Origin of the sequence: Heliomicrobium undosum (assembly GCF_009877425.1) — a bacterium.
Classification (GTDB): Bacteria; Bacillota; Desulfitobacteriia; order Heliobacteriales; family Heliobacteriaceae; genus Heliomicrobium; species Heliomicrobium undosum.
The window spans coordinates 11,581-38,209 of sequence record NZ_WXEY01000015.1; the positions used below are offsets into that span (position 1 = coordinate 11,581).

Consider the following 26,629-nt stretch of genomic DNA (forward strand, 5'->3'; position numbering starts at 1 on the left):
AACAATGAGTGAATTGTTGGAACGGTTGCGCAGCCAATTGAGCGAATTGATGGGTCGTCTTTCCCGCCAGCAGAAACTGATTCTGGGAGGCTCCCTCGTTGCGATAATCGTATCACTGGTGGCGTTTGTCTATCTGGCTGGCCGTCCTGATTATGTCCCGCTTTTTCAAAACCTCGATCCTGCTGACGCGGGCGCCATCCAGGCCAAACTCAAAGAACAGAAAGTGAATTTCCAGGTTTCTGAAGACGGAAAAAGCATCCTGGTCCCCTCCAAGGACCAGGCCAGCCTTCGACTTGAATTGGCCAACTCCGGTCTGCCCAAGGGAACCGGCTGGGGCTTTGAGACCTTCAATGAGAGCCGGTTCGGGGAAACGGAGAAAGAAAAAGAGATCCGCCTGAAAATCGCCACAGAAACAGAACTGTCTAGGACCTTGCAAAACATCCCCGGCGTGGAGAACGCGCGGGTGATGATCGTTCCGGCGACGGATTCCCTGTTCAAAGGCAACGCCACCGACGCCACCGCGTCGGTTATGCTGATCTTGAAACCTTACGCCACGCTTGATGAAAAACAGATCCGTGGCATTGTTCATCTCGTATCTCGGAGCGTCAAGCAGTTAAAGCCGGAAAACGTCACCGTCGTCGATAATACGGGCAATGTCCTTTCGGAAGGCCTATTTACGGCCGGCGGATCCGTTAACTTGGATGGATTGGCGAAGACCCAAATGCAGGTGAAGAAGGACTTTGAGGCCAATCTGGAGCAGAAGGCGCAGGATATGCTGAACCGCGCCCTCGGCGCCGGGAACGCCGTCGTCAAAGTCAGCACGGAACTGGACTTTTCTCAGCAGGAAGTCAAGGATGTGAAACTCGGCAAACCGGTGCCCCTTTCCACCCGTGAAACGGAAGAAGCGGGACAAGGTTCTACTGGATCCGGAACGCCGGGCACGAGCGCCAACATCCCCACTCAGCAGGCCACGAACAACAACACGAGCAGCTATTCGAAAACTGATTCGATTGTCAACAACGAGATTCCGAAGACGGAGACCCATACCGTCACGCCGCCGGGCTCATCGTTGAAACGGCTCAGCGTATCGGTGATGGTGAACCGCACCCTGACGCCGGAAGAGACGCAGCAGTTGGAAAAGGCCGTCGCGCAGGCCGTCGGCATTCGCTATCCTATCCAGCCGCCTGCTGCCGGTCAACCTGACCGGGTGGAACAGATCAGCGTCCTTGGCATGGCTTTCGACCGGAGCGCCGTCGATGAAATGAACCGGATGGCGGAAGAAGAGAAAGCCTTCCAGCGCTACCTGATGATCGGCGGCGCCGTCCTTGCCCTTGCGCTGCTCGTCGTGGCCGGGTTGTTCGCCAGAAGGGCCTATCTCCGCCGCAAGCCCGCGCCAGCGCCGGAACCGCTCCCCTCGCTGGCCTTCGATACGTCCGTGCCCACGCCGCCTGTCCCTGAACTGAGCCCGGAAGAACTGGAAAAACTCGCCCTCCGGGAGAAGATCGAGGAACTGAGCGAAAGCGATCCCGAAGCGGTTGCCCGCCTGTTGAAAACATGGTTAGCGGACGAGTCGAGGTGATGTTGTGTCTGCCAAGTCAACGCTTTCCGGAAAACAAAAGGCCGCTGTGTTGCTGATCTCCCTCGGGCCGGAGAAATCCGCCAAGGTGTTCAAGCACCTCAAGGAAGAGGAGATCGAGCAGATGACCTTGGAGATCGCCAATATCCGCAAGGTCACTCCGGAACACCGCGATTCTGTCTTCGATGAATTTCATCAATTGTTCATGGCCTCGGAATATATCAATTCCGGGGGGATTGACTACGCTAAAGAGATCTTGGAGAAGGCCTTGGGACCCCAAAAGGCCATAGAAATCATCAATCGGTTGACCCAGTCGCTGCAGGTGCGGCCCTTCGAATTCGTGCGCCGCACCGATCCGGGCCAACTCCTCAACTTCATCCAATCAGAGCACTCTCAGACGATCGCCTTGATACTGGCCTACCTCAACCCGGAGCAGGCCTCTATCATCCTATCGGCCCTGCCGCCGGAGCGCCAGTCCGACATCGCCCGGCGGATCGCCCTCATGGACCGCACATCGCCGGAGGTCATCCGTGAGGTGGAGATGGTGTTGGAACGGAAGCTTTCCTCTCTCGTCTCCCAGGAACACACCAGCGCCGGCGGCATCGACACCGTGGTCGAGATGCTCAACCGCGTCGACCGAGGCACTGAAAAATCGATCATGGAGGCACTGGAGATCCAGGATCCGGAACTGGCCGAAGAGATCAAGAAACGCATGTTCGTCTTCGAAGACATCGTTATGCTCGACGACCGCTCTATCCAGCAGGTCATGCGGGAAGTGGATACGAAAGACCTGGCCCTGGCGCTCAAAGGTTCCAGCGACGAAGTGGTGCAGAAGATCTTCCGGAACGTATCCAAACGGGCCGGCGAGATGCTGCGTGAGGATATGGAATTCATGGGCCCCGTCCGACTGCGCGATGTGGAGGAGGCGCAACAGCGCATCGTCAACATCATCCGCAAGCTGGAAGAGGCCGGCGAGATCATCGTAGCCCGCGGCGGGGGGGACGAGTTGATTGTCTAGGGTCATCAAATCGGCTGCCTTTCGCGCTGAGTCGCCGAAGGTGCTGGAAGTGTTCCTTCCGATTTCCCCTGCCGGGCCGCTGTTGACAGAGGACACGCCGTCACCTCCTCTTGAACCGGAAGAGACGGTGGAAGCGCAGGCGGAACGGGTCCTAGAAGAGACCCGGATTGCAGTTCAGGAATTGATGATCCAAGCGAGAGAACAGGCGAACGCTATCATCGCCGAAGCCCACCACTCAGCCGCCGCAGTCGTCGCTGCGGCTGAGCAGGAAGGGGAGGCGATCCGGCGCCGCCATGCCGAGGAAGGGTACCAGTTTGGCGTCGCCCAAGGACTGGAAGCGGCTCGGCAGGAGGCGGAAGCCATCGTCGCCGAAGCCTGGCATGAAGCGGAAGCGGCGCGCCAGGCCAAAGCCGCCTATATCGAAAATATGGAATCAGAGATGGTGGAACTGGCCATCGCCATCGCGGAAAAGATCCTCGCTTATGAGATTGCCAACCGGCAGGATGTGGTGGTTCACATCGCCGCCAACGCCCTCAACAAGGTGCGCGATATGAGCGCCGTGATCCTCAAAGTCAACCCGCAGGATTATACGCTCATTCAATCGATCAAGCCGGAACTGACGGCCATGGTCAAAGGGTTGCGGACCTTGGCGGTGGAACAGGATGAGACGGTGTCGCTGGGCGGTTGCATCATTGAGACTAATCATGGTTATGTCGACGCGCGCATCGACGCCCAGTTGGAAGAGGTGCGCAGGGTGATCCGAGAAGTGATGCACGGGTAGGTGGAAGAGCATGCAAAAGTATCTGCAGGCGATACGAACCATGGACCCGGTGCGACTCAACGGAAAGGTGTCACAGGTGATCGGCCTGGTCATCCAGTCCGACGGCCCCAGCGCCAATTTAGGCGAGGTTTGCCTTGTCTCTACCCAGTCGGGAAAACAGCGTGTCCGTTCCGAGGTGGTCGGATTTCGCGAGCGCAAGACCCTGCTCATGCCCCTGGGAGAGATGGGCGGCATCGGTCCCGGGTCCCAGGTGCTGGCCACGGGAGACGTCTTAAAGGTGGCTGTGGGGGAAGCTTTGCTCGGACGCGTCCTGGACGGACTGGGCAACCCCATGGATGAAGGTGGTCCTATCGCCACGACCGGCGACTATCCCCTGACAGCGCCGCCGCCCAACCCGCTCAAACGCCAGCGCATCCACTAGGCGCTGCCGCTGGGCGTCAAGGCCCTCGACGGCCTCTTGACCTGCGGGCGCGGGCAACGACTCGGGATCTTTGCCGGATCGGGCGTCGGCAAGAGCACCCTGCTCGGCATGATCGCCCGCAATACAACAGCCGATATCAACGTTATCGGCCTCATCGGCGAGCGTGGCCGGGAGGTCCGTGAATTCATCGAAAAAGACCTGGGGCCGGAAGGTCTGGCCCGCTCTGTCGTTGTCGTCGCTACGTCAGACCAACCGGCGCTGGTGCGGTTGAAAGGCGCTTTTGTCGCCACCGCCATCGCCGAGTTTTTTCGGGACCTTGGCAAGGACGTCATTTTAATGATGGATTCTGTCACCCGTTTTGCTATGGCCCAGCGGGAAGTGGGCCTGGCTGTTGGCGAACCGCCGGCCACGCGCGGCTATACCCCCTCGGTTTTTGCCATGTTGCCCAAACTGCTGGAACGTTCCGGCACCTCAGAAAAAGGGACCATCACCGGTTTGTATACGGTGCTCGTCGACGGCGACGACATGAATGAACCGATCGCGGACGCCGTCCGAGGCATCCTCGACGGGCACATCGTTCTCTCCCGCGACCTGGCGGCACAGAACCATTACCCGGCCATCGACGTCCTGAGCAGCGTCAGCCGGGTGATGATTGAACTGGTGTCGAAGGAGCACCGCGACGTGGCGGCGCAACTGCGGAGCGTCCTCGCTACCTACCGGGAGGCTAAGGATCTCATCGACATCGGCGCATACCAAAAGGGCGCTAACCCCCAGATCGATTACTCGCTGAAGAAGATCGAGGCCTGCCGGGAATTTTTGAGACAGGATATTTTTGAGGCAATCCCCTTTGATGAAACCATCGGCAGGTTGCGGGATATCTTCGCCGCATGAAGCCATTTCGGTTTAAGCTGCAGACGGCCCTCGATCTAAAACTGCGGCAGGAAGATGTCTTGAAGGGCGAACTCCAGTGCCAGCAGGAGATTGTGCGACAAAAAGAGACTGAACTGGCAGCCGTGCGAGAAAAAATGGACGAAGCCGTCGAGAATATTCGGCCTCGTCCCGGGGCGCCATTTAATCTAGAGGAGCGACTGCTCTTCAACCAGTACTGGCTGCGTCTCAAGGCCCTCGAGGCGCGGCAGGAGTCGGAACTACAGCAGGAACAGACCAAACTGGCCGAGATCCGGCAGAAGTTGCTGGAGATGATGCGCGACCGCAAGGTGATGGAGCGATTGAAGGAAAAACACCTGGCTGATTACAAGAAGGCATTGTTGAGAGAAGAACAGAAACTGCTTGATGAAATGGCCCTCAACCGGTTTATTGGAAACAACGAATTTATGGAATAGGGGGGAGAGAGATGGCGGATCCAGGAGCGGCGCAGGGGGAGAAAAAAGGGATGTCCACGATGACGCTCTTTTTGCTTTTGGCCCTTCCGGTCGTATTGCTGGCCGGGCTTGCCGCCGCCCAGATGACCGGTCTCATCGACCTGTCTCCCCAATTGCGCAGCCTTCCGGTCATCGGTTCTTTCTTCCCGCAGAAGGATCCTGCGTCAGAGGGGTTCCAGCAGACACTGGAGGAGCACCGAATCGCCCAACTGCAAGCGGAAAAGGAGGCCCTCGACGCCAAGCTGGCCGAGATGCAGCAGGCAGCGGCAGCGACGCCTGCCGCCGCTCCCCAGGATGACGCCCTCAAACAGCAGAAAGCGGAGCTGGAAAAGCAGCTGAGCGCCCTAAAGGAACAGAGCGAAAAGGAAAAACAGGCCCAGGCCGATCTGGAAAAACTGTCGGAACGGCTGTCGGTGATGAAACCGGCGAGTGCCGCCAAGATCATGGAGAATCTGCCCGACGGCGTCGTCAATAAGCTGCTCAACGGGATGGATGTCGACAAGGCGGCCAAGATCACTGCCGCCCTCGACCCGGCGCGGGCCGCCCGGTTGACCATGGCATCCAGTGACGGCGATCTTGCGGCGCAGGAAAAGACCGATTCTGACTTGAAAAAAATCGAACTTACGAAGAGCAACTACCAGAACCTAGCGAAAACCATCGCTGCCATGAAAGCCGAAGACGCGGCCATGCTGATGGAGCAGTTGCCTGACGATGTGATCGCCGCCATTCTGCGGGAGATGAACCAGGATGCGGCCGGAAAAGTCTTGTCGGCCTTGACCTACACCAACCCGACGCGGGCGGCCCGCCTGGTCAACCTGATGGGAACCGCCGGCTAAACACTGGCTGAAACTTCCCAATGAACAGGGGCTGCTGAGGAAAGGGGGAATGCCGGAGAGAACACTTTCGGTCACAAAGATAACCCCGTTTTTTTTACTTCAGGAGGTGAATCAATGGCAGACCTATCCATCCTGAATGGCTTGGCACAAGTACCCAATTCGGCGCCTTCCGCTGGCGGCGGAACGACTGGAAAAACGGGAACGGCTAGCGCCCCCCCATCGGGGAAGGGATTTTCCGGTTACCTACAAGACAGCCTGTGCTTCTTGCCGCAGCCCCAAGCAAACCGGATGGGTCAACGACAATTCCTCTCCGGCAGCGCTGAAAGGCATTCCGACTGCATGCAGAATAGGGAGCGCGTCGAAGCCGGGCGGTTGGCCTTGCGGGACAGCAGAGCGACCGAAAGGAGCAGTCAACGGTCCCGGATCCAGCGCGACCATGACCAGGCTGGTAATGGCCTCGCCACGAAGGACAAGTCGGAACCGGTCATCGCCGATGGGGCAAAAGCGTCAGCGAGCAAGGCTGAATCCAAACCGAAGGAATCAGTAAAGGCAGAGGTGGCGCCTGTCGAGCGCCAGGTTGCAGAGAATGCAGCCGAATCGGAGGTCGCTGTGGACGCGGTGAATGCTCCAGTTATCCCCGTCGTTGCGCCGGTTCCGCAGGAAAATCGTTCTGAGGAAGCAAGCCTGCCCCTTGTCACTGTGACCGAGCTTCCCTCCCAGGAAACAGAGCTGAAGGACAATCCACCGACCCCGTCACTACTCGCCATGAATGCTCCGGAGCGACCTGTAGCCGGCGACGTCGAGGGGGAGCCCCAAGGGCAAGGTGCAACCAAGGCCTTTTCCGGTTTGGCGCTGACGGAAATGCCGGAAAAAACCGCGCAGTCTCAGGGGCAAACGGCGGCGCCGCTGATGCCGGACACCGTCGTCACCGAAGCAAAGACCCCTGCGTCCGAAACAAAGACCTCTTCCGCCCTATTGACGGTCCAGCCGAACCAACTGGCCCTCCTCGCCGGTTTACGCAAGGAAACAGCAGACCCCGCAGTCAGTCAAGGGGTTACGACGACCACCGACCCCCTTCCGGCAGGAGAACCGGCCCTTGTAGAAACGTCCACAGCAAGCCCTGTCGCGACGACCGCCCAGGGGAAAGGGGAAAACCCAGCCGGTTGGATGACCGGAGGTCAGAATCCAGGTCCCTTCGCCCAGACGGCGACCAAAGGAGGCGCAACCAACGAAGAGGCGCCCTTCCGTCTGCATGAGGCCCAGGGAGTCGGCAACCGGATGGCATCAAATTCAGAAGCTTTCTCCACTTCCGCCAAGCCAGCCATAAGCCGTGAAGCCGCAGCGGCCATGCGTTCCGACGTATTCCGCCAAATCGTGGTCAACAGCGAACTGCTCAAGAAGGCCGACACAAGCGAACTGCGCATTCAACTGAAACCGGAGTTCCTTGGCAAGCTGAACCTCAACCTTTCCGTCGAAAACGGCATCGTCTCTGTCCGCTTTGCCGCTGAAAATCCGCAGGTTCGGCAGATGCTGGAGTCCAACCTGAATCAACTAAAACAGTCCCTGGAGGAACAGGGGTTGCGTTTTGATCGCGTGGAGGTCGGCGTCAGTCAACAAGGTGCCGATTCACGCCACGGCGCCGGCGATTCTCGTCAATCATCGCCAGAGCGATGGGGAAGCGATAAGGGGACGCAAACAGGCGAAGGGGCAACCGTTACCGGCAATGCTGCAGCCGATTCCTTTGCAACCCGGGCCTACTACCGGGAGGACACAACGGTAGAGTTCCTGGCCTGACGGTCATCACAAAGGGGGGATCCACCGATGGCAAGCACGATCGATAACGTGGGCAGCGTCTATACCGCTCCGGCAGGGACGACGACGAAGAAGAGCAACAGTGAGCTGGGCAAGGATGATTTTCTCAAACTCCTCGTAACTCAGCTCCGCTACCAGGATCCGATGAAACCGATGGAAGACAAGGAGTTTATCGCCCAGATGGCGCAGTTCTCTTCACTCGAGCAGATGAAGAACATCGCTGATGGCTTTGAAAAATTCCAAACAACCCAAGGGAACGTCATGAGTAACCTTAACAACGTTCTCACAGGTTTCATTTCCGTCCAACAGCAGATGCAGGCCGATAACATGATTGTTTCAGCAGTCAGCTTTGTTGGCAAACATTTGGAGGCGACAGTACCTAAACTCGATGAAAAAGGAAATCCCGTGAAAGACCAGGACGGAGACATCGTCACGGAAAAAATCGCCGGCGACGTCACAGGTGTGAACATCAGCAACGGCTTGGCTGCGCTTCAAGTCCAATATGAGGTCAACGGCGAGAAGAAGACAAGGGACGTTCTCTTGAATGAGATCACAAAGGTAAGCCAAGTCGATTAAGCAAAATCGAAGACAGGGAGGGAGGTGGCGGCATTGGATAACCGAATCCTCTATCCCCAGCCGCTGATCCCCGGCGTCGGCAAGTCGAAGAACGGGTCGATTCACCAGCCGGTCGGCCAGCCCTCTGCTGATTCCTTCCAAAAGATCCTGGACCAAAAAACGCTCAAGTTCTCTTCCCATGCGTTGCAGCGGTTGTCCCAACGGAACATTTCCCTTGGAGAAGCCGAATTGGGCAAGCTGAATGAAGCCGTAGATAGGGTAGCGCGTAAAGGAGCGAAGGAATCACTGATCCTGATGAGGGATCTGGCGCTGGTTGTATCGGTCAAGAACCGCACCGTCATCACTGCCGTCGACGGAAACGCCATGAAGGATAATGTGTTCACAAACATTGACAGTGCTGTTGTCATTACGGAATAAGGGCTGGACCTCCAGGAGGAAGCCCAGGCTGCTGAACGATTGAGGCAGCCATCCGTTTCTACTATGCGAGGAGGTCGTTTACCCTATGATGCGATCCCTTTTCTCCGGTGTCACCGCGCTGCGCAACCACCAGACGCGCATGGATGTCATCGGCAACAACATCGCCAACGTCAACACCATCGGGTTTAAGAAGAGCCGCGTCACCTTTTCCGACGCCCTAAACCAGACCGTCCGCGGCGCCGCAGCGCCGCAAGGCGGACGGGGCGGCACCAACCCGATGCAGGTTGGCCTGGGCATGAACATCGCCACGATGGAGACGGTCTTTACGCCCACGAGCGTCCAGGGAACGGGCAAGAACTCCGACCTAGCCATCGACGGAGACGGTTTCTTCCTGCTCGATGACGGCGGATCCCAGTACTACACACGAGCCGGCAACTTCGATCTCGATACGGAGTACAACTTCATCCGCACCGACAACGGGATGAGGGCGATGGGCTATATCGCTGACGCTTCGGGAAAAATTGACGCCAGCAAAAGCCCCACCGCCATCCATCTTCGAGACAAACTGCAGATGCCGGCCCTAGCTACGAACCGGGTCTCCTTCAACAAAAACTTGAACAGCCTGCAGGCCAGTTCCCTGCCGATTCAGAAGTCGATCGAAATCTTCGATTCCAAAGGCGGCAAGCACAACCTGCTGTTGACCATGAAAAATGTCAGCAATGCCAGCGACCCCAACCACTGGGTCGTATCGGCTCGCATCACCACGGAAGACCCGACGACCCATGCGATCACGACGGCTGTGGGCTTTATTACGGGCTCCCTCTACTTCAGCAGCAACGGCACGTTCAAGCAATTCAGCGTAACGGGAAGGCAGGATTTCAGCTTCCCCGGATTGGGCGTCAACGTGATGACGGCCATGCCGACGGGCAACTACTCGGCCAAATATACCTTCCCCACAACCCAAAACGATTCCCGGTTCTACCTCGACCTGCATGCCATCACCCAGTTCTCTTCTGAGACGACTGTTGACAAACTGAGCCAGAACGGATATCAGGATGGCGCCTTGAAGACCTATGCCATCGACTCAGCCGGCGTGTTGACAGGCACCTTCACTAACGGCAAGAGCATGGCCTTGGCCCAGGTCTCTGTGACTACCTTCTCCAACCCGGCCGGCCTGCTGAAAACCGGTTCCAACCTCTATATCAAGACGAACAACTCCGGCGAGGCCAATACAGGCCAACCGGCTGTCGGCAGCCGGGGCGCCATCACCCCGGGCGCGCTGGAGATGTCCAACGTCGACTTGTCCCAGGAATTTACCGACATGATCACCACCCAGCGCGGCTTCCAGGCCAACAGCCGGATCATCTCCGTTTCCGACAGCATGCTGGAAGAACTGGTCAATTTGAAACGATAATCCATGACGGGCGGGGAGGTCCGATCAACCCGCCCGTTTCTTTTCATTGACAATGGGAGGCGGATCGATGATTACAGTCAGGCGCTTGAATCAAAGCGAACTGGTGATTAACGCGGAACTGATAGAACAAGTGGAAGCGACTCCTGATACCATCATCACCTTGACGACGGGAAAGAAGATCGTTGTATTGGAAGGGCTTGATGAAGTGGTTGATAAGGTGATCGCCTACCGCCGCGCCTGTCTCAACGCCCGCCCTGACGATAAAATCGATGATGCGCTGACAAAAAGAAGGACCTAGCGGGAAGAACTCGAATGAATGTATAATTAGGTGAGGTAGGGACAGATCTGTTCAATTTTTACCCTAGCCAAGGAAGGAGCGTTTTTCCGGAATGGCTGAAACCGAAAACGCGCCCAAAAAGAAACCGTTGAACATGAAGTTGATCATCATCGCCGTTGCCGTGCTGGTATCGGCGGCCATCATCGCTGTAGCCGTATTCAAGTTCTTCATCAGTCCGGACGCAGTATCGGACCACACGCCAAAGGCTTCCGCACCCAAGACGGTGGGGGTCCTTTTTGAGGCCGGCGACTTTACGACCAATCTGGCAGACCCCGGCGGGAAACGCTTCCTCAAAGCCAAGGTGATCCTTGAACTAAACGAGGAAAAAAAGGATGAGAAAAAGCTGGCTGAGTTGAAGGAACACCTCCCAGTCATCCGCGACCGGATCCTCTATATCCTCAGCGCCAAAACGGTGGAGGATTTCCAGGTTTCCGACAGCAAGGAAAAGGTCAAAAAAGACATTTTGGTCGCATTGAACAAACAGTTCGGCGCCGACAAGTTCCGCAACGTCTACTTCCAGGAACTTGTCTATCAATAAGTCCTGCCCGAAAGCAAGACGACTGATTTCAGGAGGTGTGAGGGTAGGACATGAGCGATATTCTGTCCCAGGCAGAGATTGACGCGCTTCTGGCCGCCCTCGCCAGCGGTCAGGTAACCCCCGAGGATGTCAAAGATGATTTGACCAGCAAGATCCGCGTTTACGACTTTAAGCGACCCAATAAATTCTCCAAAGACCAGATCCACACCTTACAAGTCATTTATGAAAACTTCTGCCGCAGTTTGACGACCTACCTGGCCGCCAACCTGCGCACACTCGTCCAGATATCGGTGCAATCCCTTGACCAATTGACCTACGAAGAATTTATCCGTTCCATTCCCAACCCGACCATTGTCAACATCTTCACTATGTCTCCGTTGAATGGCAACGGGATCATGGAGATCCACCCTAACATCGCCTTTGCTGTCATTGACCGCCTTTTTGGGGGAACAGGCAACCCGCCAGATAAGATTCGCGGTCTGACAGAAATCGAACAGTCCGTTTTTCAACGGACGACGCGGCGCATGCTGGACAGTTTTACCGAGGCATGGGACAACATCGCCCAGGTGAAAGCTCGCCTGGAGATGATCGAGACAAACCCGCAGTTTATTCAGATCGTCGCGCCCACCGAGATGGTCGTCGTCATCACCCTGGCTTGCAAAATCGGCGACGTCGAGGGCATGATCAATATCTGCCTGCCTTATATATTACTGGAACCGATCATCGGCAAGTTGAGCGCCCATTTTTGGTTTTCCAACGCGGCGAAAGAGCGCACGACAGAACAATTAGAGGCGCTGCGCAACCGCCTGGAACGGGCGCTGGTTCCCATCACCGTGCTGTTGGGACGCACCACCCTCAGCGTCTCTGAACTCCTGGACCTGCAACTGGGCGACGTGATTCAGTTGGACAATCGTACCGATTCCGAACTGGAAGTGCTCATCGGTCAGCGGGTCAAGTATCTGGCGCGTCCGGGCCTCTCCGGCTCCAAGCTGGGTATTCAGATCACAGCGACCTATGAAAAAGGAGTTGAGACAGATGATGAGTAGCGGCGTCCTTTCCCAGGAGGAAATCGATGCCCTGTTGAGAGGCGCCGACATCCCCAGTGAACCCACAACGTTGCAGGATGCAGCGGAACCGGAAGCTGATTTCAGTGAGCTGGAAAAGGATGTAATCGGCGAGATCGCCAATATCTCCATGGGAACGGCAGCGACGACACTGTCCACCTTATTGGGGAAAAAAGTCGACATTACGACGCCCCGTGTCTTCGTGACAACCAAAGCGGCGCTGCAAAAAGACTATCCCTCTCCCTTTGTCGTCGTCGATGTGACCTATACAGCCGGATTGGAAGGCAACAATGTGCTGATCATCCGCGAATCTGATGTGGCGATCATTGTCGATCTGATGATGGGTGGAGACGGCATGTCACCGCCGACGGAATTGAACGAGATCCACTTCAGCGCCATTTCGGAAGCGATGAACCAGATGATGGGTTCGGCATCCACCTCCATGGCCACCATGTTGCAAAAAAAGATCGATATATCACCGCCGATGCTGAACACCATTGACTTTGCCAATGAAAAGCTACCCCGTCCGGATATGGATCCTGTGATCAAAGTGTCCTTCCGGATGGTCATTGAGGGACTTGTCGACAGCGAGTTGATGCAGATTTACCCCATTCCCTTCGCGAAACAACTCGTTTCTGGGTTGATGGGGGATATGTCGTCTACTCCCGCGAGCCCGCCGGTGCAGCCGCAGGCGCCCCCCCCACCTCCGCCGCCCAGCACCCATTCGCCAGCCGCTCCGCCGCCTGCCGCTCCGCCACCGCAGGCCGCTTATCCTCCACCGGCTTCCCACCCTCCAATGGAACCGCCGATGGCGGCTGCTCCTCCGCCGGGTTATGGAAGCCCGCCGCCGGGATACGGCAGCCAACCGCCAGGGTATCCCCCTCCAGGGTACGGTTACCCGCCGCCGGGATACTACGGAGCGCCTCCTGGGGCGTATCCCTCACAGCCACCTGCCGCCGCCTATCCGCCGCAAGCGCCGCCTGTGCCGGTGCAGCCGGTCCAGTTTGCGCCCTTGCAGCCACAGCGCAGCGGAAAGGATACAACCAACCTCGGGTTGATCATGGATGTTCCCCTGCAAGTTACCGTCGAACTGGGGAAATCAAGAAAAACCATCCGGGATATCCTCGAACTCGGCCCCGGAGCGGTCATCGAACTTGACAAACTTGCCGGCGAGCCCGTCGATATCCTGGTCAACGGCAAGCTGATCGCCAAGGGAGAGGTTGTCGTCATCGATGAGAACTTCGGCGTGCGGATCACCGATATCGTAAGTCCCATCGAAAGGATAGGCAATTTACAATAAACGGAGGATGATTGAGAATGGGAAACCGGATTCTGATCGTAGATGATGCCGCTTTTATGCGCATGATGATCAAGGATATCCTGACAAAGAACGGATATCAGGTCGTCGGTGAAGCGGAAAACGGGGCTGTGGCCGTTGAAAAATGGAAGGAATTTCGTCCTGATTTGACCACTATGGACATCACCATGCCTGAAATGGACGGCATTAACGCTGTTCGCGCCATCCGCCAGGTCGATCCCAATGCCCGCGTCATCATGTGCAGCGCCATGGGTCAGCAGGCGATGGTCATCGATGCCATTCAAGCCGGCGCCAAGGACTTTATTGTAAAACCGTTCCAGCCGGATCGCGTTCTAGAGGCTGTTCGCAAGGCTTTAGGCTAAAGGTTGCTCAACAAGGCTCTCCTGAACAACAAGTGGGAGATGAGGATGAACTACAGTCGGCGTATTGGCCGCCGGATCATCGGCGGCCTGGTGTTTTTTGGGCTCCTTTTGTTCCTGCTGTCTCTTCCTGTGGTTGCGACGGCGGCGGAAGCGGCGCCGGGAAGCATCCTTGACCAGACCTATACGCAACGGAGCGAAACAGAACAAAAGCCTGGTCCTGTATCGACAGGCGACCTGCTCATTCGATTGTTCGGCACGCTGTTCCTGGTAGGGATCACCGGCTGGGTTGTCGTAAAGTTCTGGAAACGGAAACAACAGACCGCCGGACAGGGAAACTGGATGGCCGTATTGGACCAGGTTAGCCTGGCGCCGAACAAAAACCTCTTTGTCACCGATATCGCAGGAAAAGTCTTCGTCATCGGCGTTACCGACCATTCCATTCAACCGATCATGGAAATCACTGATGCCCAGGTCATCGAGGCGCTGCGGCAGGTGCAAGAGGAAGATCGCCAGGCGCCTCCGGCAGCATTGGGGCTCGATTTTCTCAGCGGCTTGCTGGGCAAGGGCAATCGCCAATCCGATTCAGAACCGTCCTTCCATGCGGAAATGACGAAACAGATTCAACGACTCAATGCGCTTCGAGAGAGAAGAAGAGAACCCGATAGGGAAGGGGAGGACAAGCTGTGAAGTCCTCGTATGGCCGAGGCTTCATTTTATTGGTCTCGTTATTGGTAATATTTACCTTGGCGACTCCTGCGCTGGCGGCGCCTTTGCAGATACCGACGGTCAGCTTCGGCGTCGAATCGACGCAAAGCCCGACAGAGGTTTCTTCGAGCCTGCAGATTCTCTTCCTATTGACCATCCTATCGCTGGCGCCGTCGATCCTGATCATGATGACCTGTTTCACCCGCATCATCGTCGTCCTCCACTTTACCCGGACAGCCCTTGCCTTGCAGACGATGCCGCCGAACCAAATTCTGATCGGTTTGACTTTATTTTTGACTTTTTTTATCATGGCGCCCACCTGGACAGCCATCAATAATCAGGCCTTGCAGCCTTACCTGGCCGGCAGTCTCTCACAAGAGCAGGCGCTGGAAAAGGCGTCCGATCCCTTGCGGGAGTTTATGTTGAAGCAGACCCGGGAAAAAGATCTGGCCTTATTCGTCAATATGTCAGATATGGAACAGCCGCAAACGTACCGGGACATCCCCACCAAGGTCGTGATTCCGGCATTCATTCTGAGTGAATTGAAGACAGCCTTTCAAATCGGGGCCGTCATCTACCTACCCTTTATTGTCATTGATATGATTGTCGGATCAGTGCTTATGTCGATGGGGATGATGATGCTGCCGCCGATGATGATCTCCCTGCCCTTTAAGGTGTTGGTCTTTGTGCTTGTGGACGGATGGTACCTCATCGTGCGCTCCCTGATCCTCAGCTACCAATGACGTTCGAAGAGGAGGATGGCCGTGACACCGGAACTGGTGATCCAGTTGGGGCGCGACGCCTTGACCGCCGTTTTGCTGATCTCTGCGCCTCTCCTGGGCGCCAGCTTGCTTGTGGGTCTGGTGATCAGCGTTTTTCAGGCGACCACTCAGATTCAGGAAGCGACGCTCACCTTTGTGCCGAAGATCATCGTCGTCCTAGTCGTTATTCTCCTCTTTGGCCCTTGGATGTTGGAGGCGATGATGAAATATGTCGATCAGATGCTGGGCTCTTTGAACACCTACACCTTCATTCGATAATTTCGGGAGAGGAAATAAACATTGGAAGCGGTCATCAACACAATGCTCAATCATTTGGATGTGCTGCTCCTGATGATGACACGGGTAGCCGGCATCATGGTCCTGGCGCCGGTCTTCAACTTTCCCGGCTTCAATAACCTGGCGAAGATCGGCCTTTCCTTCATGATCGCCCTGATCCTCTTTCTGGCCATGCCTGCCAGCGCCTTGCCGGTTCCCCCGCAGGATCTGTTCAGTTATGCCCTTGTCGTGGCGCAGGAGGTTTTGCTGGGCCTTGCCATCGGATTTATCATGCAACTCGTATTTGCGGCCATTTTGACAGCCGGTCAACTGATCGATATTCAACTCGGGTTCGGGATCGTCAATATCATCGATCCCCTCTGGGGCGCCCAGGTGCCCATGACCGGTGTATTTTTGCAGATCCTCGCCTTATTGATTTTTGTCATTTTTGACGGTCATCTCCTTTTGATTCAGGTGCTCGCTGACAGCTTTCGCATCCTGCCGGCTGCGGGCAGTCCCTTCAGCCTCGCCCTAGCAGGAAGCATTACCGACTTTATTGTCCGTCTCGTCTCCGGAGTGTTGTTGATCGGCGTCCAGTTGGCCATGCCGATCATCGGCATCATCCTGATCAACGACATCGCCTTGGGCCTAGTCTCACGGACGGTGCCGCAGATGAATCTGTTCGTCATCGGCATTCCCTTGAAAATCATTGTGGGCGTCACCTTCTTATGGATTACGCTCCCCTTTTATATCGATGGATTAAACCGCCTGTTCACCCTGAGCTTTACCCAAGTGTCCGATTTCCTGCGGATACTCAGCCCATAAAAAGCGTTTTGAAAAAGGCTTCTGAAAAAGAGGGATGAAGCCGATGTTGAAGTGGGATTTGCAGTGGTTTGCCGAAGAAAAAACAGAAAAACCAACTGCGAAACGTCGTTCAGAGGCGCGCAAAAAGGGCCAGGTTGCCCGTAGCCAGGAGATCAACACGGCGATTATCCTGCTGTTCGGTTTTCTGGCTTTGCGCTATCTCGGCGTTGAGACGATGGACGGCATGGAGCGCATGATGGTCTACTTGCTGGGGACAGTGACCTTGGAGGAAGTGACCCCGGTTAGGGTGATCACGACGGGCACAATCATCGCGATACGGACCATGCTGATGATTGCGCCTTTTATGCTGGCTGCAATGGCAGCTGGCCTCCTGGCCAGTTACCTGCAAGTAGGTTTTATGTTTTCCACAGAAGGATTGAAAATGAACTGGGGAAAACTGAATGTCATCGCCGGCCTGAAGAATATTTTTTCTAGTCGTTCTCTTGTGGAATTAGTCAAGTCCCTCCTTAAAGTATCGGTAATCGGCTATGTGGCTTTCTCGGCTGTGGTTAAACACCTGCAACTCTTTCCTAAACTCCTTGGCATGGATGTACAGGCGGCTCTTGTAGCCATTTCTACAGTCGCCTATGACGTAGGTTTTCGGGTGGCTGTTCTGCTGATCGTCATAGCTGCCTTAGACTACTGGTACCAATGGTATAAACATGAAGAATCATTGAAAATGTCGAAGCAGGAAGTCAAGGATGAGTTTAAACAGGCTGAAGGGGATCCCCAGATCAAAGGTAAGATCAAACAGCGTATGCGCGAAGCAGCGATGCGACGGATGATGCAGGAACTGCCCAAGGCGGACGTGGTAATCACGAACCCGACACACTTCGCTGTCGCGCTCAAATATGAAGGCGGGACCATGACTGCGCCTGTCGTTATCGCCAAAGGCCAGGATTATGTAGCTTTGAGGATCCGAGAAGCGGCTCAGGGTCATGGGATACCTTTAGTGGAAGATAAACCGCTGGCCCGGGCGCTGTACAGTTCCGTCGAAATCGGCCAAGAAATTCCCGCAGAGCTGTTCCAGGCGGTGGCAGAGGTCTTTGCCTTCGTCTTCCGATTGAAGAAAAAACGAGCGTGAGCCTTGACTTTGGAGAACCGTAAGGGAATGGAAAGGATGTGAATCCATGGCTGCGCCGCAGACCAAGAACGGCGCCATCAGTTATACCGATCTCGGTGTAGCCATCGCCATCTTGGCCACCGTGATCATGATGATCATCCCTTTGAATCCCATCTTTTTGGATATGTTGCTCATTTTCAACATCACCATCGCCATGCTGGTCCTCTTGGCTACCATGTTCGTGGAAGGCGCCCTGGAGATCTCCGTCTTTCCCACGTTGCTCTTAATCACAACCCTTTTACGGTTAGCCTTGAACGTCTCTTCGACACGGCTTGTCTTGTTGGAAGGCTATGCGGGACAGGTTATCGAACGTTTTGGCAATTTCGTTATTGGCAGCAGTCCAGTTGTTGGTGTCGTCGTTTTCATTATCTTAGTTATCATCCAATTCATGGTTATCACCAAAGGCGCTGAGCGGGTGGCCGAGGTGGCAGCCCGTTTCACCCTTGACGCGATGCCTGGCAAACAGATGGCTATCGACGCTGACCTGAACCAGGGCATGATCAACGAAGCAGAAGCAAAAAAGCGCCGGCGTGATATCCAGCGCGAAGCCGATTTTTACGGCGCCATGGATGGCGCCACCAAGTTCGTCAAGGGTGACGCCATCGCCGGCATCATCATCTTGATTGTCAACATCTTGGGCGGCTTTTTTATCGGGGTGCTGCAAAAGAACCTCTCCGTCGGCCAAGCGGCCATGAAGTACACGATTTTGACCGTCGGCGACGGCTTGGTGACACAGATCCCAGCGCTCCTCATCTCAACGGCCACCGGTATCATCGTCACCCGGGCTGCCTCTGATTCGAACCTGGGACAGGATCTAACCGGGCAACTGTTTGGTCGTCCCCGCATCCTCTATATCGGGGCAGGGGTGCTCGCGTTGCTGGGGGTCATTGGCCTCCCGCCTTTCCCGCTCTTTTCCATGAGCGCCTTTCTCGCCTTTCTCGGTTATCGGATGACCCGTGTCAAAGCAGCCACGGCTGTCGCCGAAATTGAGAAAGCCCAGGAGCAGGAGATCGAGGAGATCAAAAAACCGGAGAATGTCATCTCACTGCTCAATGTAGATCCCCTTGAACTGGAGATGGGCTATGCATTGATCCCCCTTGTCGATACCCAGCAGGGGGGAGACCTGCTTGACCGGGTCATCATGATCCGGCGTCAGTGCGCCCTGGAATTGGGACTCGTCGTTCCCCCCATCCGCCTGAGAGACAATATGCAACTGAAGCCTAACGCCTATTCCATCAAAATCAAAGGTGTCGAAGTGGCTGGCGGCGAACTGATGCCTGATCACTACCTGGCCATGGCACCCGGATTTGATGACGGTTCCGTACCGGGAATCGACACCAGGGAACCGGCTTTTGGACTTCCTGCCAAGTGGATCACCGCACAGATGCGCGATCAGGCTGAATTGGCCGGCTTCACCGTCGTCGATCCGCCGAGCGTCATCGCCACCCACCTGACAGAAGTGATCAAGACCCACGCCCATGAAATTCTCGGTCGCCAGGATGTGCAGACCCTGGTCGACCATGTCAAGCAGACCCACCCGGCCGTGGTGTCCGAATTGATCCCCGATCTCCTCAGCCTCGGCGACGTGCAGAAAATCCTGGCCGGATTGCTCAAGGAACGCGTTCCCATCCGTGACCTGGTCACCATCATGGAGACGATGGCCGACCATGCGCGCATCACCAAGGATCCCGATGTCTTGATCGAATACGCCCGCCAGGCTTTGGCCCGTCAAATCGTCAAACCCTATCTGGTTCCTGGCACCAACGAACTGGCGGTCATCTCTCTGGACCCTTCGCTGGAGAACCGGATCCGGGAAGCGATCCAGCAAACGGAACACGGCACCTACCTGGCCATCGATCCGATGGACGCCCAGCGGATACTTTCCTCCCTTTCTTCTGAGGTAGAGCGGGTATCCCAAATCGGCTATCAACCAGTAGTCCTCTGCGCACCCATTGTTCGCCTTTATTTCAAACGCCTGACTGAGCGAATTGTACCTCATCTGGTTGTTCTGTCTTATAATGAGATCAGCACCCAACTGCAAGTACAGACGATTGGGATGGTGAAGTAAGTCTTGCGGGTCAAACGATTCGTCGCGCCGACGGTGCAGGAAGCCATGAACAAAATGAAGCAGGAAATGGGCAAAGACGCCGTCATCCTCCACACCCGGAAGATCAAAGAGGGTGGCATCTTGGGACTCTTCTCCCGGGAGATGGTGGAAATCACCGGCGCGGTGGAAGACAGCACCGTCATCGCCCGGGAGGCTGCTCCACGTGAACCTGTCGGCCTTGCCAAAGCCAATGAGCCCCAGGGATTGCTACGATCCGGCGAACCATCTGGAAACGGCGAGCCCCTTAGGCTCCCACCGCTTGTTAACCCTTCCGGACCCTCCCGCGCCGGCGGTACCCTTCGCCCCATTGACGTGACGGCCGGCGCGGGGCATGCGCCTGGCGGGGACATCGCAAAAAAAGGTGAATCAGAAGGAAAAACCAGCCAGGGCGTCATAGACACAGAACTCAAACAGATGAAAATGTTGATGGGCGAGATCCTCGGACGACTGCACGAAGGGGACGCAAACCTTCCCGTCGACCTGCATACGGCCCACAAGCGACTGGTGGAAAATGAAGTCGATGAGACCTTGGCTCGCCAGATTATTCGGCAGATCTTTGAAAACAATGACGGCCAAAACGACTGGAACCCTGAGCGAGTGCGCCGGCTCGTGCTGGCCCAGTTGGAGTCCATTTTGGGACAACCTCAACCGATTTTTATACCCGAGTCTGGAAAAAGCCAGGAAGTGGTCATGATGGTCGGTCCTACCGGCGTAGGTAAGACAACGACCATCGCTAAACTGGCAGCCACCTTTTCCATCGTCAACCGGCGCAAAGTGGGATTAATCACAGCGGATACCTATCGGATCGCCGCAGTGGATCAGTTAAAGACCTTCGGCGACATCATCGGCGTTCCCGTTGATGTCGTCTTCACGCCCCAGGCGCTGCGTTCCGCCATCGAACGTCACAAGGACAAGGAACTGCTCTTGGTGGATACGGCAGGGCGGAGCCACAAAAACGACAGCCAATTGGAAGAACTGGCTGCCTATGTGGAACAGAGTCAACCGAGCCACACCATCCTGGTTCTATCGGCTACGACAAAATTCAAGGATTTGCTCCAAATTACCGAGGGCTTTTCCCGGATGAACATCGACCGCTACCTTTTTACTAAGCTTGATGAGACAAATCATTACGGTTCCATCCTGAATTTGATTCATAAAACAGGCAAACCGCTTTCCTACGTCACAACCGGGCAGAACGTGCCCGATGATATGGAGGTCGCCGACCCGAAAAAGCTGTCCAATCTGATCTATGGAGAGACGAACCAATGAAAGATCAAGCCGAAAAGCTGCGGATTATGATGAACAACATGCGGCAGACGACGGAACGGACAATTCGAGGCGACTCACCAGCGACACGGATGATCTGCGTATCAAGCGGAAAGGGGGGCGTCGGCAAGACCAACCTGACGCTGAATCTTGGTCTGGCCATGATCGATTATGGAATGCGGGTCATGATCCTTGACGCCGACATGGGTATGGCCAACATCGACGTGATCTTAGGGAAGGTGCCTCCTTACAACCTGTACCATGTGATCCGCGGGGAAAAGACACTCGATGAGGTGGTCTTTACTGGACCGAAAGGGATCCAGACCATTTCCGGCGGTTCAGGCGTTGCCGAACTGGCCGATTTAAGCGCCAAGGAATTGGATGACTTTATTTCCCGATTGTCAGTGATGGAGAGTACTGCCGACATTTTTCTAATCGATACGGGCGCCGGCATTTCCCGGAACGTTCTTTCCTATATATTCGCCGCCGATGAACTGCTGGTCGTCACCACCCCGGAGCCCACGGCCATCACCGACGCCTACGGCTTGATCAAGTCAGTCGACTCCTTGCAACGAGGCAAGCCGATTTCCGTGGTCATCAACCGGGTCGATGATGAAAAAGAGGGCGACATGGTGGCAAAAAAATTATCCATGGCTGTTCGCCAGTTTTTGCAGCGAGACATCTTGATTGTCGGCACGATTCCCGATGATCCATCGGTACCGAAAGCGGTCAAGTCTCAGATGCCCTTTTACTTGCAAAATGAACACTCCCCGGCATCTCTGGCCCTTTCGCGGTTGGCGGCAACCCTCTGCAGTCTGCCGGTCCGGCCCGAAACGGGAGGGGGGATCACCCGGTTGTTTCAACGGATGAAAAGCTTTTTTCGGTAAAGCAGGTCAGGCAGGAAAAAAACAAGCCTGCGTGGAAGAAAAACAAAGGGACGGCAGAATAGTCCGGGAGTGATCGTATGCCGCAGATCAAAGTATTGGTTGTCGACGATTCCGCATTCATGCGCAAAGTGATATCGGATATGATTGCTGCCGAACCGGGTATGGTCGTCGTGGGAACCGCGCGCAACGGGCAGGATGCCTTGGAAAAAATCGGCCAGTTGTCTCCTGATGTGCTCACCCTGGATGTGGAAATGCCTGTCATGGATGGCCTAACCACCTTGGAACGCATCATGGCCTCCCGACCAATGCCGGTTGTCATGCTGTCCAGTTTGACCCAGCAGGGCGCTGACGCCACCATGCAGGCGTTGCAAAAAGGGGCTGTCGATTTTGTCCCGAAACCATCGGGCGCCATCTCCCTGGATATCCACAAGGTCCGCCAGGAATTGATCGGCAAGTTAAAAGTAGCAGCCATCGCTAAAGTTCGAACTCGGGTGGTTGATTTCCGAACGTTGAAGCCACCGATTTCTCCGCCTTCGGCATCAACAACCCCATCGGTTCTACCCGCGCCGGTTCAGGTTCCAGCGCCAGTCGCTCGGGCCAAAACGCCTCCGGCGATGGGAACACAACGGCTAAACAAACTGGTGTTGCTCGGCACGTCCACTGGCGGTCCGAAGGCGCTCTACGAGGTCATCCCCAAACTCCCTGCTGATCTCGGCGCTGCTGTTCTCATCGTACAGCACATGCCTCCCGGTTTTACCCGCTCGCTGGCGGAGCGTCTTGACGCCGCATCGGTCCTGAAGGTAAAAGAGGCCCAGGACGGCGAAGAGATTCAGCCGGGTGTCGTGTATATCGCGCCGGGCGACTATCATTTCAAGGTGACCGTGGCGGAACAGCTAGGCGCTGGACGAACACTCCGGGTGAAGTTGACCCAGGAACCGCCGGTAGGCGGACATAGACCGGCTGTGGATGTGATGATGCTTTCCGTTGCCCAGCAATTCTGGTCTCATATGGTGGGAGTCATCTTGACTGGGATGGGTGGAGATGGAACGGAAGGAATGAAATTGATCAAGAGTCGCCAGGGCCGCACGATTGCGGAGGATGCCTCGACCTGTGTGGTTTTCGGGATGCCGAAAGTAGCCATCGAATCAGGTTGTGTTGACAAAGTGGTCCCCCTAACCGGCGTCGCCGATGAGATAGTAAAATCATTGCAGGACAGATAGTTCGGCAACTATGGAGGTGTGAAGAACGAGATGGATATGTCACAATACATGGACATGTTTATGGAAGAATCTCGAGAGCATCTACAGGCGCTCAACCAAAAGATACTGGAGTTAGAAGACAACCCACAGGACTTGGCGATTCTTGACGAGATCTTTCGTTCCGCCCATACCTTAAAGGGTATGTCAGCGACGATGGGCTTTGAGCGCATCGCTGAACTCACCCATGAGATGGAGAATGTCCTGTCTGTGCTTCGAGGATCCCAGGTGAACGTGAATACAGCCGTCGTCGATCTGCTTTTTCGTTGCCTCGACGCCCTGGAAAGCATGGTGGAAGTCATCAGCAGTGGTGAGGCAGGGAATACGGACATCTCAGAACTGGTTGCCCAACTGCGCAAGGCAGGTCAAGGTCAACTGGCCGATGTGGCCGCAGCGCCCAAAGTGAGAAAACCGGAGGCGGTTGGCGTGAGCGAACCGAAACAAATGGTCGAGGCGACCATTCCGGTCCTGGGTGGACCGGAAGTCCTCAACGCTTTCGAAATCAATCAGTACGATCTTACATTGCTCCATGAAGCACAGCGCAAACGTTTCAGCGCATACCATATTCAAGTGGAGTTGGCGCCTGGGTGTGTGATGAAATCCGCCCGGGCATACATGGTTTTTCGCAACCTGGAGGAAATCGGTGAAATCATCAAGTCAGTGCCCTCGGCCCAGGAATTGGAGGATGAAAAATTCGACATATCCTTCCAGGTGGTCATCGTCACTCGCCAGGACGAGGTGAGCGTCCGGAAGACCCTTGATTCCATCGCTGAAGTGCGTGTCAAGGCGATCACGCCGCTCAATATCGGCGATGTGCGCATCCAGGAAGGACAGGAAACCGACGTGGCTGCTCATTCAGAGAAAGAACAGGACGCCGTACTGGCGAATGATGCCGCCGCCTCCGGAAAAGCCCGTCCGGCCGCTGGTCCCGGGGCACAGGAAGTGCGCAAGACAAAGGGCAGCCAGACCGTTCGTGTTGATATCGAACGCCTTGACAACCTGATGAATCTCGTCGGTGAACTGGTCATCAACAAAACGCGCCTGGAACAGATCTCCACGACAAGCAACCTTACCGAATTGAATGAGACCATTGAGCATATCGACCGGATTACCACAGACCTGCAAAACGTAGTCATGAAGGTCCGCATGGTGCCCATCGAACAGGTCTTCAACCGCTTTCCCCGTATGGTCCGCGATCTGGCGAAGGAACTGGGGAAAGAGATCAACCTCATCGTCGAGGGCAAAGAGACAGAATTGGATCGCACCGTCATCGACGAAATCGGCGACCCTTTGGTCCATTTGATCCGCAACGCCATCGACCACGGCGTGGAAATGCCCGATATTCGTCGGCAAAAGGGAAAACCTGTCGAAGCGGTTGTCCGCCTGGTGGCCAAACACGAAGGGAACAACGTCATCATCGAAGTGGAAGACGACGGCAGGGGCATGGATCCGCAGGTGCTGCGGACCAAAGCGGTGCAAAAAGGACTGATCACCGCCAAAGAGGCGGAGCAGTTGGATGATCAAGGCGCACTCAACCTGATTTTCATGGCAGGCTTCTCAACAGCGGAAAAGGTGTCCGACGTGTCCGGCCGCGGCGTCGGTCTTGACGCTGTACGGACTAAGATCGAATCACTCAGCGGTTCAGTGGAGATCGAAACGAAACCGAATGCGGGAACTAAATTCAAAATCCGCCTGCCGCTGACCTTGGCCATCATCCAAGCCCTGCTGGTCAATGTGGGCGAGGAGATCTACGCCATCCCCCTTGGCACCATCGACGAAACGACGAGCATCATCCCCACGCAGATCAAAAACGTGCAGAGCCAGGAGGTTGTCCTGCTGCGCGGGAGCGTGCTTCCCCTGGTCCGTCTGGACAAAGTCCTCGAAGTGCCCAAAGCAGCCGAGGCGCCAGAAGAACTCTATGTGGTCGTCGTCCGCAAGGGGGAAAAGAAAGCCGGCCTGATCGTCGATTCCTTGATCGGACAACAGGAGATCGTCATCAAATCGCCTGGCAAGCTGCTGCAAGGCATCGGCGGCATTGCTGGAGCAGCGATCCTGGGCAACGGCCAGGTTTCTCTGATTCTCGACGTCGGCACACTGTTTTAGGAGGTGAGGGCCGTGGAAAAGAAGGATTTTTCCGATGAGCTTCAACTGGTCGCATTCGCCCTGGCTGGTGAAGAATATGCCGTCGACATCCATTACGTGCAAGAGATCAACCGATTACTGAACATCACCCGGGTGCCCAAAGCCCCCGTTTACGTGGAAGGCGTCATCAACCTGCGCGGGAATGTCGTTCCTGTGATTGACCTGCGGAAACGGTTCTCACTGCCGCCGCGGGAAACGACCGATCGGACCCGGATCATCATCGTCAAAGTCAAAGAAATCACCGTGGGCATCATCGTCGACGGTGTATCGGAAGTGACACGCATTCCTTCCACTGCTGTCGAACCGCCGCCCGGTCTATGTGGAAGCGTCGATCTTGATTTCATCCACGGTGTCGGCAAACTGGGTGAGCGACTGCTGATCCTCGTCAATCTTGAAAAGATCATCGATCTCGCCGCTGCGGAAGAGGGGTAAATCGCGGCAGGAATCGAAACATCGCTTGCTGCCCCATGAGCATCGGATCGTGCTCGTTCATGGCGGCTGCAGGTGTGAAGGGATGATGGAGGCATGCTGATCAAGGTGGGCATGGCCGACCTGAAGGCATCGAAGGCGCCAGACAACTTAATGACTTCAGGTCTTGGATCCTGCATTGGAATATGTTTGTATGATGCCGTTGCCAAAGTCGGAGGACTGGCCCATATCATGCTGCCTGCATCCACCCAGGCTCGTAGTTCCGAAAACAAGGCCAAATTTGCCGATACGGCGATCCCCGTCCTTTTGGAAGAGATGATCAAACTGGGCGCCGTGAAAAGCCGCTTGGTCGCGAAAATTGCCGGAGGCGCGCAAATGTTTTCCTTCCCTGGCGCCTCTGATGTGATGCGTATCGGCGAACGCAACGCCGAGGCTGTCGTTCAGCGACTGAAACAGGAAAACATCCCGCTCTTGGCCCGGGAGACGGGGGGCAATTTCGGACGAACCATTGAATTGGATACGATGACAGGCAAGTTGCACATTCGCACCATCGACCGTGGCGAAAAGGCGGTTTAGGGAGGAAGGACATTGGGGGGGGCAAAAATTTGGATACCTGTCGCCTTTGCCACATTCATCTGGCTGCTCACCGCCATCATTGCCCTCAGCGCCTCCGTTTCCTTGACGGCTCTTCTGATACGCAGTTTTAGCGCCGCCTTTGTTGTCGGCGCCCTGACTTTTGCTATCGTCTATTACCTTGATAGCATCCTCAAGGATCATGCAGACGAGAAGAATTCTTCTCGGCCAGGGGCTGAGGCGCCCAAGGGAAAATTGGTTGATGTCCAGGTTCCTTCGATGAACCCCTTTGTGCCTGGACAGATTGATGCGGATCTGGACCGGCTCCTGGCTGACGATCCGTCACGGGCTGCGGAAATCGTGCGGAAGATGCAGTTGGATGACTGAC

General features: G+C 55.7%; 27 protein-coding genes and 1 pseudogene. All 28 read left to right on the forward strand.

Annotation, left to right across the window (positions count from 1 at the left end; genetic code table 11):
• Positions 1-4 precede the first annotated feature (4 nt).
• The 28 genes and pseudogenes from fliF (at position 5) to GTO91_RS12595 (ending at position 26,628) form a co-directional block, all read left to right on the forward strand.
• Positions 5-1,579, forward strand: coding sequence for a flagellar basal-body MS-ring/collar protein FliF (gene fliF, locus GTO91_RS12460; protein ID WP_161259057.1), 1,575 nt, complete (start codon positions 5-7; stop codon positions 1,577-1,579).
• A 4-nt stretch (positions 1,580-1,583) separates the two neighbouring features.
• Entirely contained in the window at positions 1,584-2,594 is a 1,011-nt protein-coding gene (gene fliG, locus GTO91_RS12465) for a flagellar motor switch protein FliG (RefSeq protein ID WP_161259058.1), read from the forward strand.
• The gene (locus tag GTO91_RS12470) at positions 2,587-3,375 is read left to right on the forward strand and encodes a FliH/SctL family protein (RefSeq protein WP_161259059.1); all 789 of its coding nucleotides are present in this window, start codon (positions 2,587-2,589) and stop codon (positions 3,373-3,375) included. Before fliG ends, GTO91_RS12470 begins: the two co-directional genes overlap by 8 nt.
• Before the next feature lie 10 nt (positions 3,376-3,385).
• Positions 3,386-4,687 (forward strand): annotated as a pseudogene (fliI, locus tag GTO91_RS12475) (flagellar protein export ATPase FliI).
• Positions 4,684-5,139, forward strand: a complete 456-nt coding sequence (gene fliJ / locus GTO91_RS12480) for a flagellar export protein FliJ (RefSeq protein WP_161259060.1) — start codon at positions 4,684-4,686, stop codon at positions 5,137-5,139. The pseudogene fliI and the gene fliJ overlap by 4 nt, the downstream one beginning before the upstream one ends.
• Positions 5,140-5,150: 11 nt before the next feature.
• A complete protein-coding gene (locus tag GTO91_RS12485) occupies positions 5,151-6,014 on the forward strand; it encodes a magnesium transporter MgtE N-terminal domain-containing protein (RefSeq protein ID WP_161259061.1) in 864 nt (287 codons plus the stop codon).
• Positions 6,015-6,128: 114 nt separating this feature from the next.
• Complete coding sequence (locus GTO91_RS12490; RefSeq protein WP_161259062.1) at positions 6,129-7,808, forward strand: flagellar hook-length control protein FliK; 1,680 nt, start codon at positions 6,129-6,131, stop codon at positions 7,806-7,808.
• Between the two features lie 27 nt (positions 7,809-7,835).
• The gene (locus GTO91_RS17855) at positions 7,836-8,402 is read left to right on the forward strand and encodes a flagellar hook capping FlgD N-terminal domain-containing protein (RefSeq protein WP_207709026.1); all 567 of its coding nucleotides are present in this window, start codon (positions 7,836-7,838) and stop codon (positions 8,400-8,402) included.
• A gap of 24 nt (positions 8,403-8,426) precedes the next feature.
• Positions 8,427-8,819, forward strand: a complete 393-nt coding sequence (locus GTO91_RS12500; protein ID WP_328793806.1) for a TIGR02530 family flagellar biosynthesis protein — start codon at positions 8,427-8,429, stop codon at positions 8,817-8,819.
• 85 nt (positions 8,820-8,904) lie between these two features.
• The gene (locus GTO91_RS12505) at positions 8,905-10,233 is read left to right on the forward strand and encodes a flagellar hook protein FlgE (protein WP_161259064.1); all 1,329 of its coding nucleotides are present in this window, start codon (positions 8,905-8,907) and stop codon (positions 10,231-10,233) included.
• A gap of 67 nt (positions 10,234-10,300) precedes the next feature.
• On the forward strand, positions 10,301-10,531 hold the full coding sequence (locus GTO91_RS12510; RefSeq protein WP_161259065.1) for a flagellar FlbD family protein: 231 nt from the start codon (positions 10,301-10,303) through the stop codon (positions 10,529-10,531).
• Between the two features lie 91 nt (positions 10,532-10,622).
• The gene (locus tag GTO91_RS12515) at positions 10,623-11,108 is read left to right on the forward strand and encodes a flagellar basal body-associated FliL family protein (RefSeq protein ID WP_161259066.1); all 486 of its coding nucleotides are present in this window, start codon (positions 10,623-10,625) and stop codon (positions 11,106-11,108) included.
• A 50-nt stretch (positions 11,109-11,158) separates the two neighbouring features.
• Positions 11,159-12,154: a flagellar motor switch protein FliM gene (gene fliM / locus GTO91_RS12520; protein ID WP_161259067.1), complete on the forward strand. Its 996-nt coding sequence runs from the start codon at positions 11,159-11,161 to the stop codon at positions 12,152-12,154.
• Entirely contained in the window at positions 12,147-13,472 is a 1,326-nt protein-coding gene (fliY, locus tag GTO91_RS12525; protein WP_161259116.1) for a flagellar motor switch phosphatase FliY, read from the forward strand. Before fliM ends, fliY begins: the two co-directional genes overlap by 8 nt.
• A gap of 17 nt (positions 13,473-13,489) precedes the next feature.
• Positions 13,490-13,852, forward strand: coding sequence for a response regulator (locus GTO91_RS12530; protein ID WP_161259068.1), 363 nt, complete (start codon positions 13,490-13,492; stop codon positions 13,850-13,852).
• A 45-nt stretch (positions 13,853-13,897) separates the two neighbouring features.
• The gene (locus GTO91_RS12535; protein WP_161259069.1) at positions 13,898-14,539 is read left to right on the forward strand and encodes a FliO/MopB family protein; all 642 of its coding nucleotides are present in this window, start codon (positions 13,898-13,900) and stop codon (positions 14,537-14,539) included.
• Between the two features lie 56 nt (positions 14,540-14,595).
• Entirely contained in the window at positions 14,596-15,300 is a 705-nt protein-coding gene (gene fliP / locus GTO91_RS12540) for a flagellar type III secretion system pore protein FliP (RefSeq protein WP_407929525.1), read from the forward strand.
• Positions 15,301-15,321: 21 nt separating this feature from the next.
• Positions 15,322-15,597, forward strand: a complete 276-nt coding sequence (gene fliQ / locus GTO91_RS12545) for a flagellar biosynthesis protein FliQ (protein ID WP_161259070.1) — start codon at positions 15,322-15,324, stop codon at positions 15,595-15,597.
• A gap of 21 nt (positions 15,598-15,618) precedes the next feature.
• On the forward strand, positions 15,619-16,419 hold the full coding sequence (gene fliR, locus GTO91_RS12550; protein WP_161259071.1) for a flagellar biosynthetic protein FliR: 801 nt from the start codon (positions 15,619-15,621) through the stop codon (positions 16,417-16,419).
• Between the two features lie 43 nt (positions 16,420-16,462).
• Entirely contained in the window at positions 16,463-17,542 is a 1,080-nt protein-coding gene (flhB, locus tag GTO91_RS12555) for a flagellar biosynthesis protein FlhB (RefSeq protein ID WP_235919580.1), read from the forward strand.
• 46 nt (positions 17,543-17,588) lie between these two features.
• A complete protein-coding gene (flhA, locus tag GTO91_RS12560) occupies positions 17,589-19,649 on the forward strand; it encodes a flagellar biosynthesis protein FlhA (RefSeq protein WP_161259073.1) in 2,061 nt (686 codons plus the stop codon).
• Positions 19,650-19,652: 3 nt separating this feature from the next.
• Positions 19,653-20,957, forward strand: a complete 1,305-nt coding sequence (gene flhF, locus GTO91_RS12565; RefSeq protein WP_161259074.1) for a flagellar biosynthesis protein FlhF — start codon at positions 19,653-19,655, stop codon at positions 20,955-20,957.
• Entirely contained in the window at positions 20,954-21,841 is an 888-nt protein-coding gene (locus GTO91_RS12570; RefSeq protein WP_161259075.1) for a MinD/ParA family protein, read from the forward strand. The genes flhF and GTO91_RS12570 overlap by 4 nt, the downstream gene beginning before the upstream one ends.
• Positions 21,842-21,918: 77 nt before the next feature.
• On the forward strand, positions 21,919-23,061 hold the full coding sequence (locus GTO91_RS12575) for a protein-glutamate methylesterase/protein-glutamine glutaminase (RefSeq protein ID WP_161259076.1): 1,143 nt from the start codon (positions 21,919-21,921) through the stop codon (positions 23,059-23,061).
• 30 nt (positions 23,062-23,091) lie between these two features.
• On the forward strand, positions 23,092-25,200 hold the full coding sequence (locus tag GTO91_RS12580; protein ID WP_161259077.1) for a chemotaxis protein CheA: 2,109 nt from the start codon (positions 23,092-23,094) through the stop codon (positions 25,198-25,200).
• A gap of 12 nt (positions 25,201-25,212) precedes the next feature.
• Entirely contained in the window at positions 25,213-25,671 is a 459-nt protein-coding gene (locus tag GTO91_RS12585; protein WP_161259078.1) for a chemotaxis protein CheW, read from the forward strand.
• A 93-nt stretch (positions 25,672-25,764) separates the two neighbouring features.
• Positions 25,765-26,244 carry a chemotaxis protein CheD gene (locus tag GTO91_RS12590; protein WP_161259079.1) on the forward strand — a complete coding sequence of 160 codons (480 nt, stop codon included), beginning with the start codon at positions 25,765-25,767 and terminating at the stop codon, positions 26,242-26,244.
• Positions 26,245-26,256: 12 nt separating this feature from the next.
• Positions 26,257-26,628, forward strand: a complete 372-nt coding sequence (locus tag GTO91_RS12595) for a hypothetical protein (RefSeq protein WP_161259080.1) — start codon at positions 26,257-26,259, stop codon at positions 26,626-26,628.
• Position 26,629 lies beyond the last annotated feature (1 nt).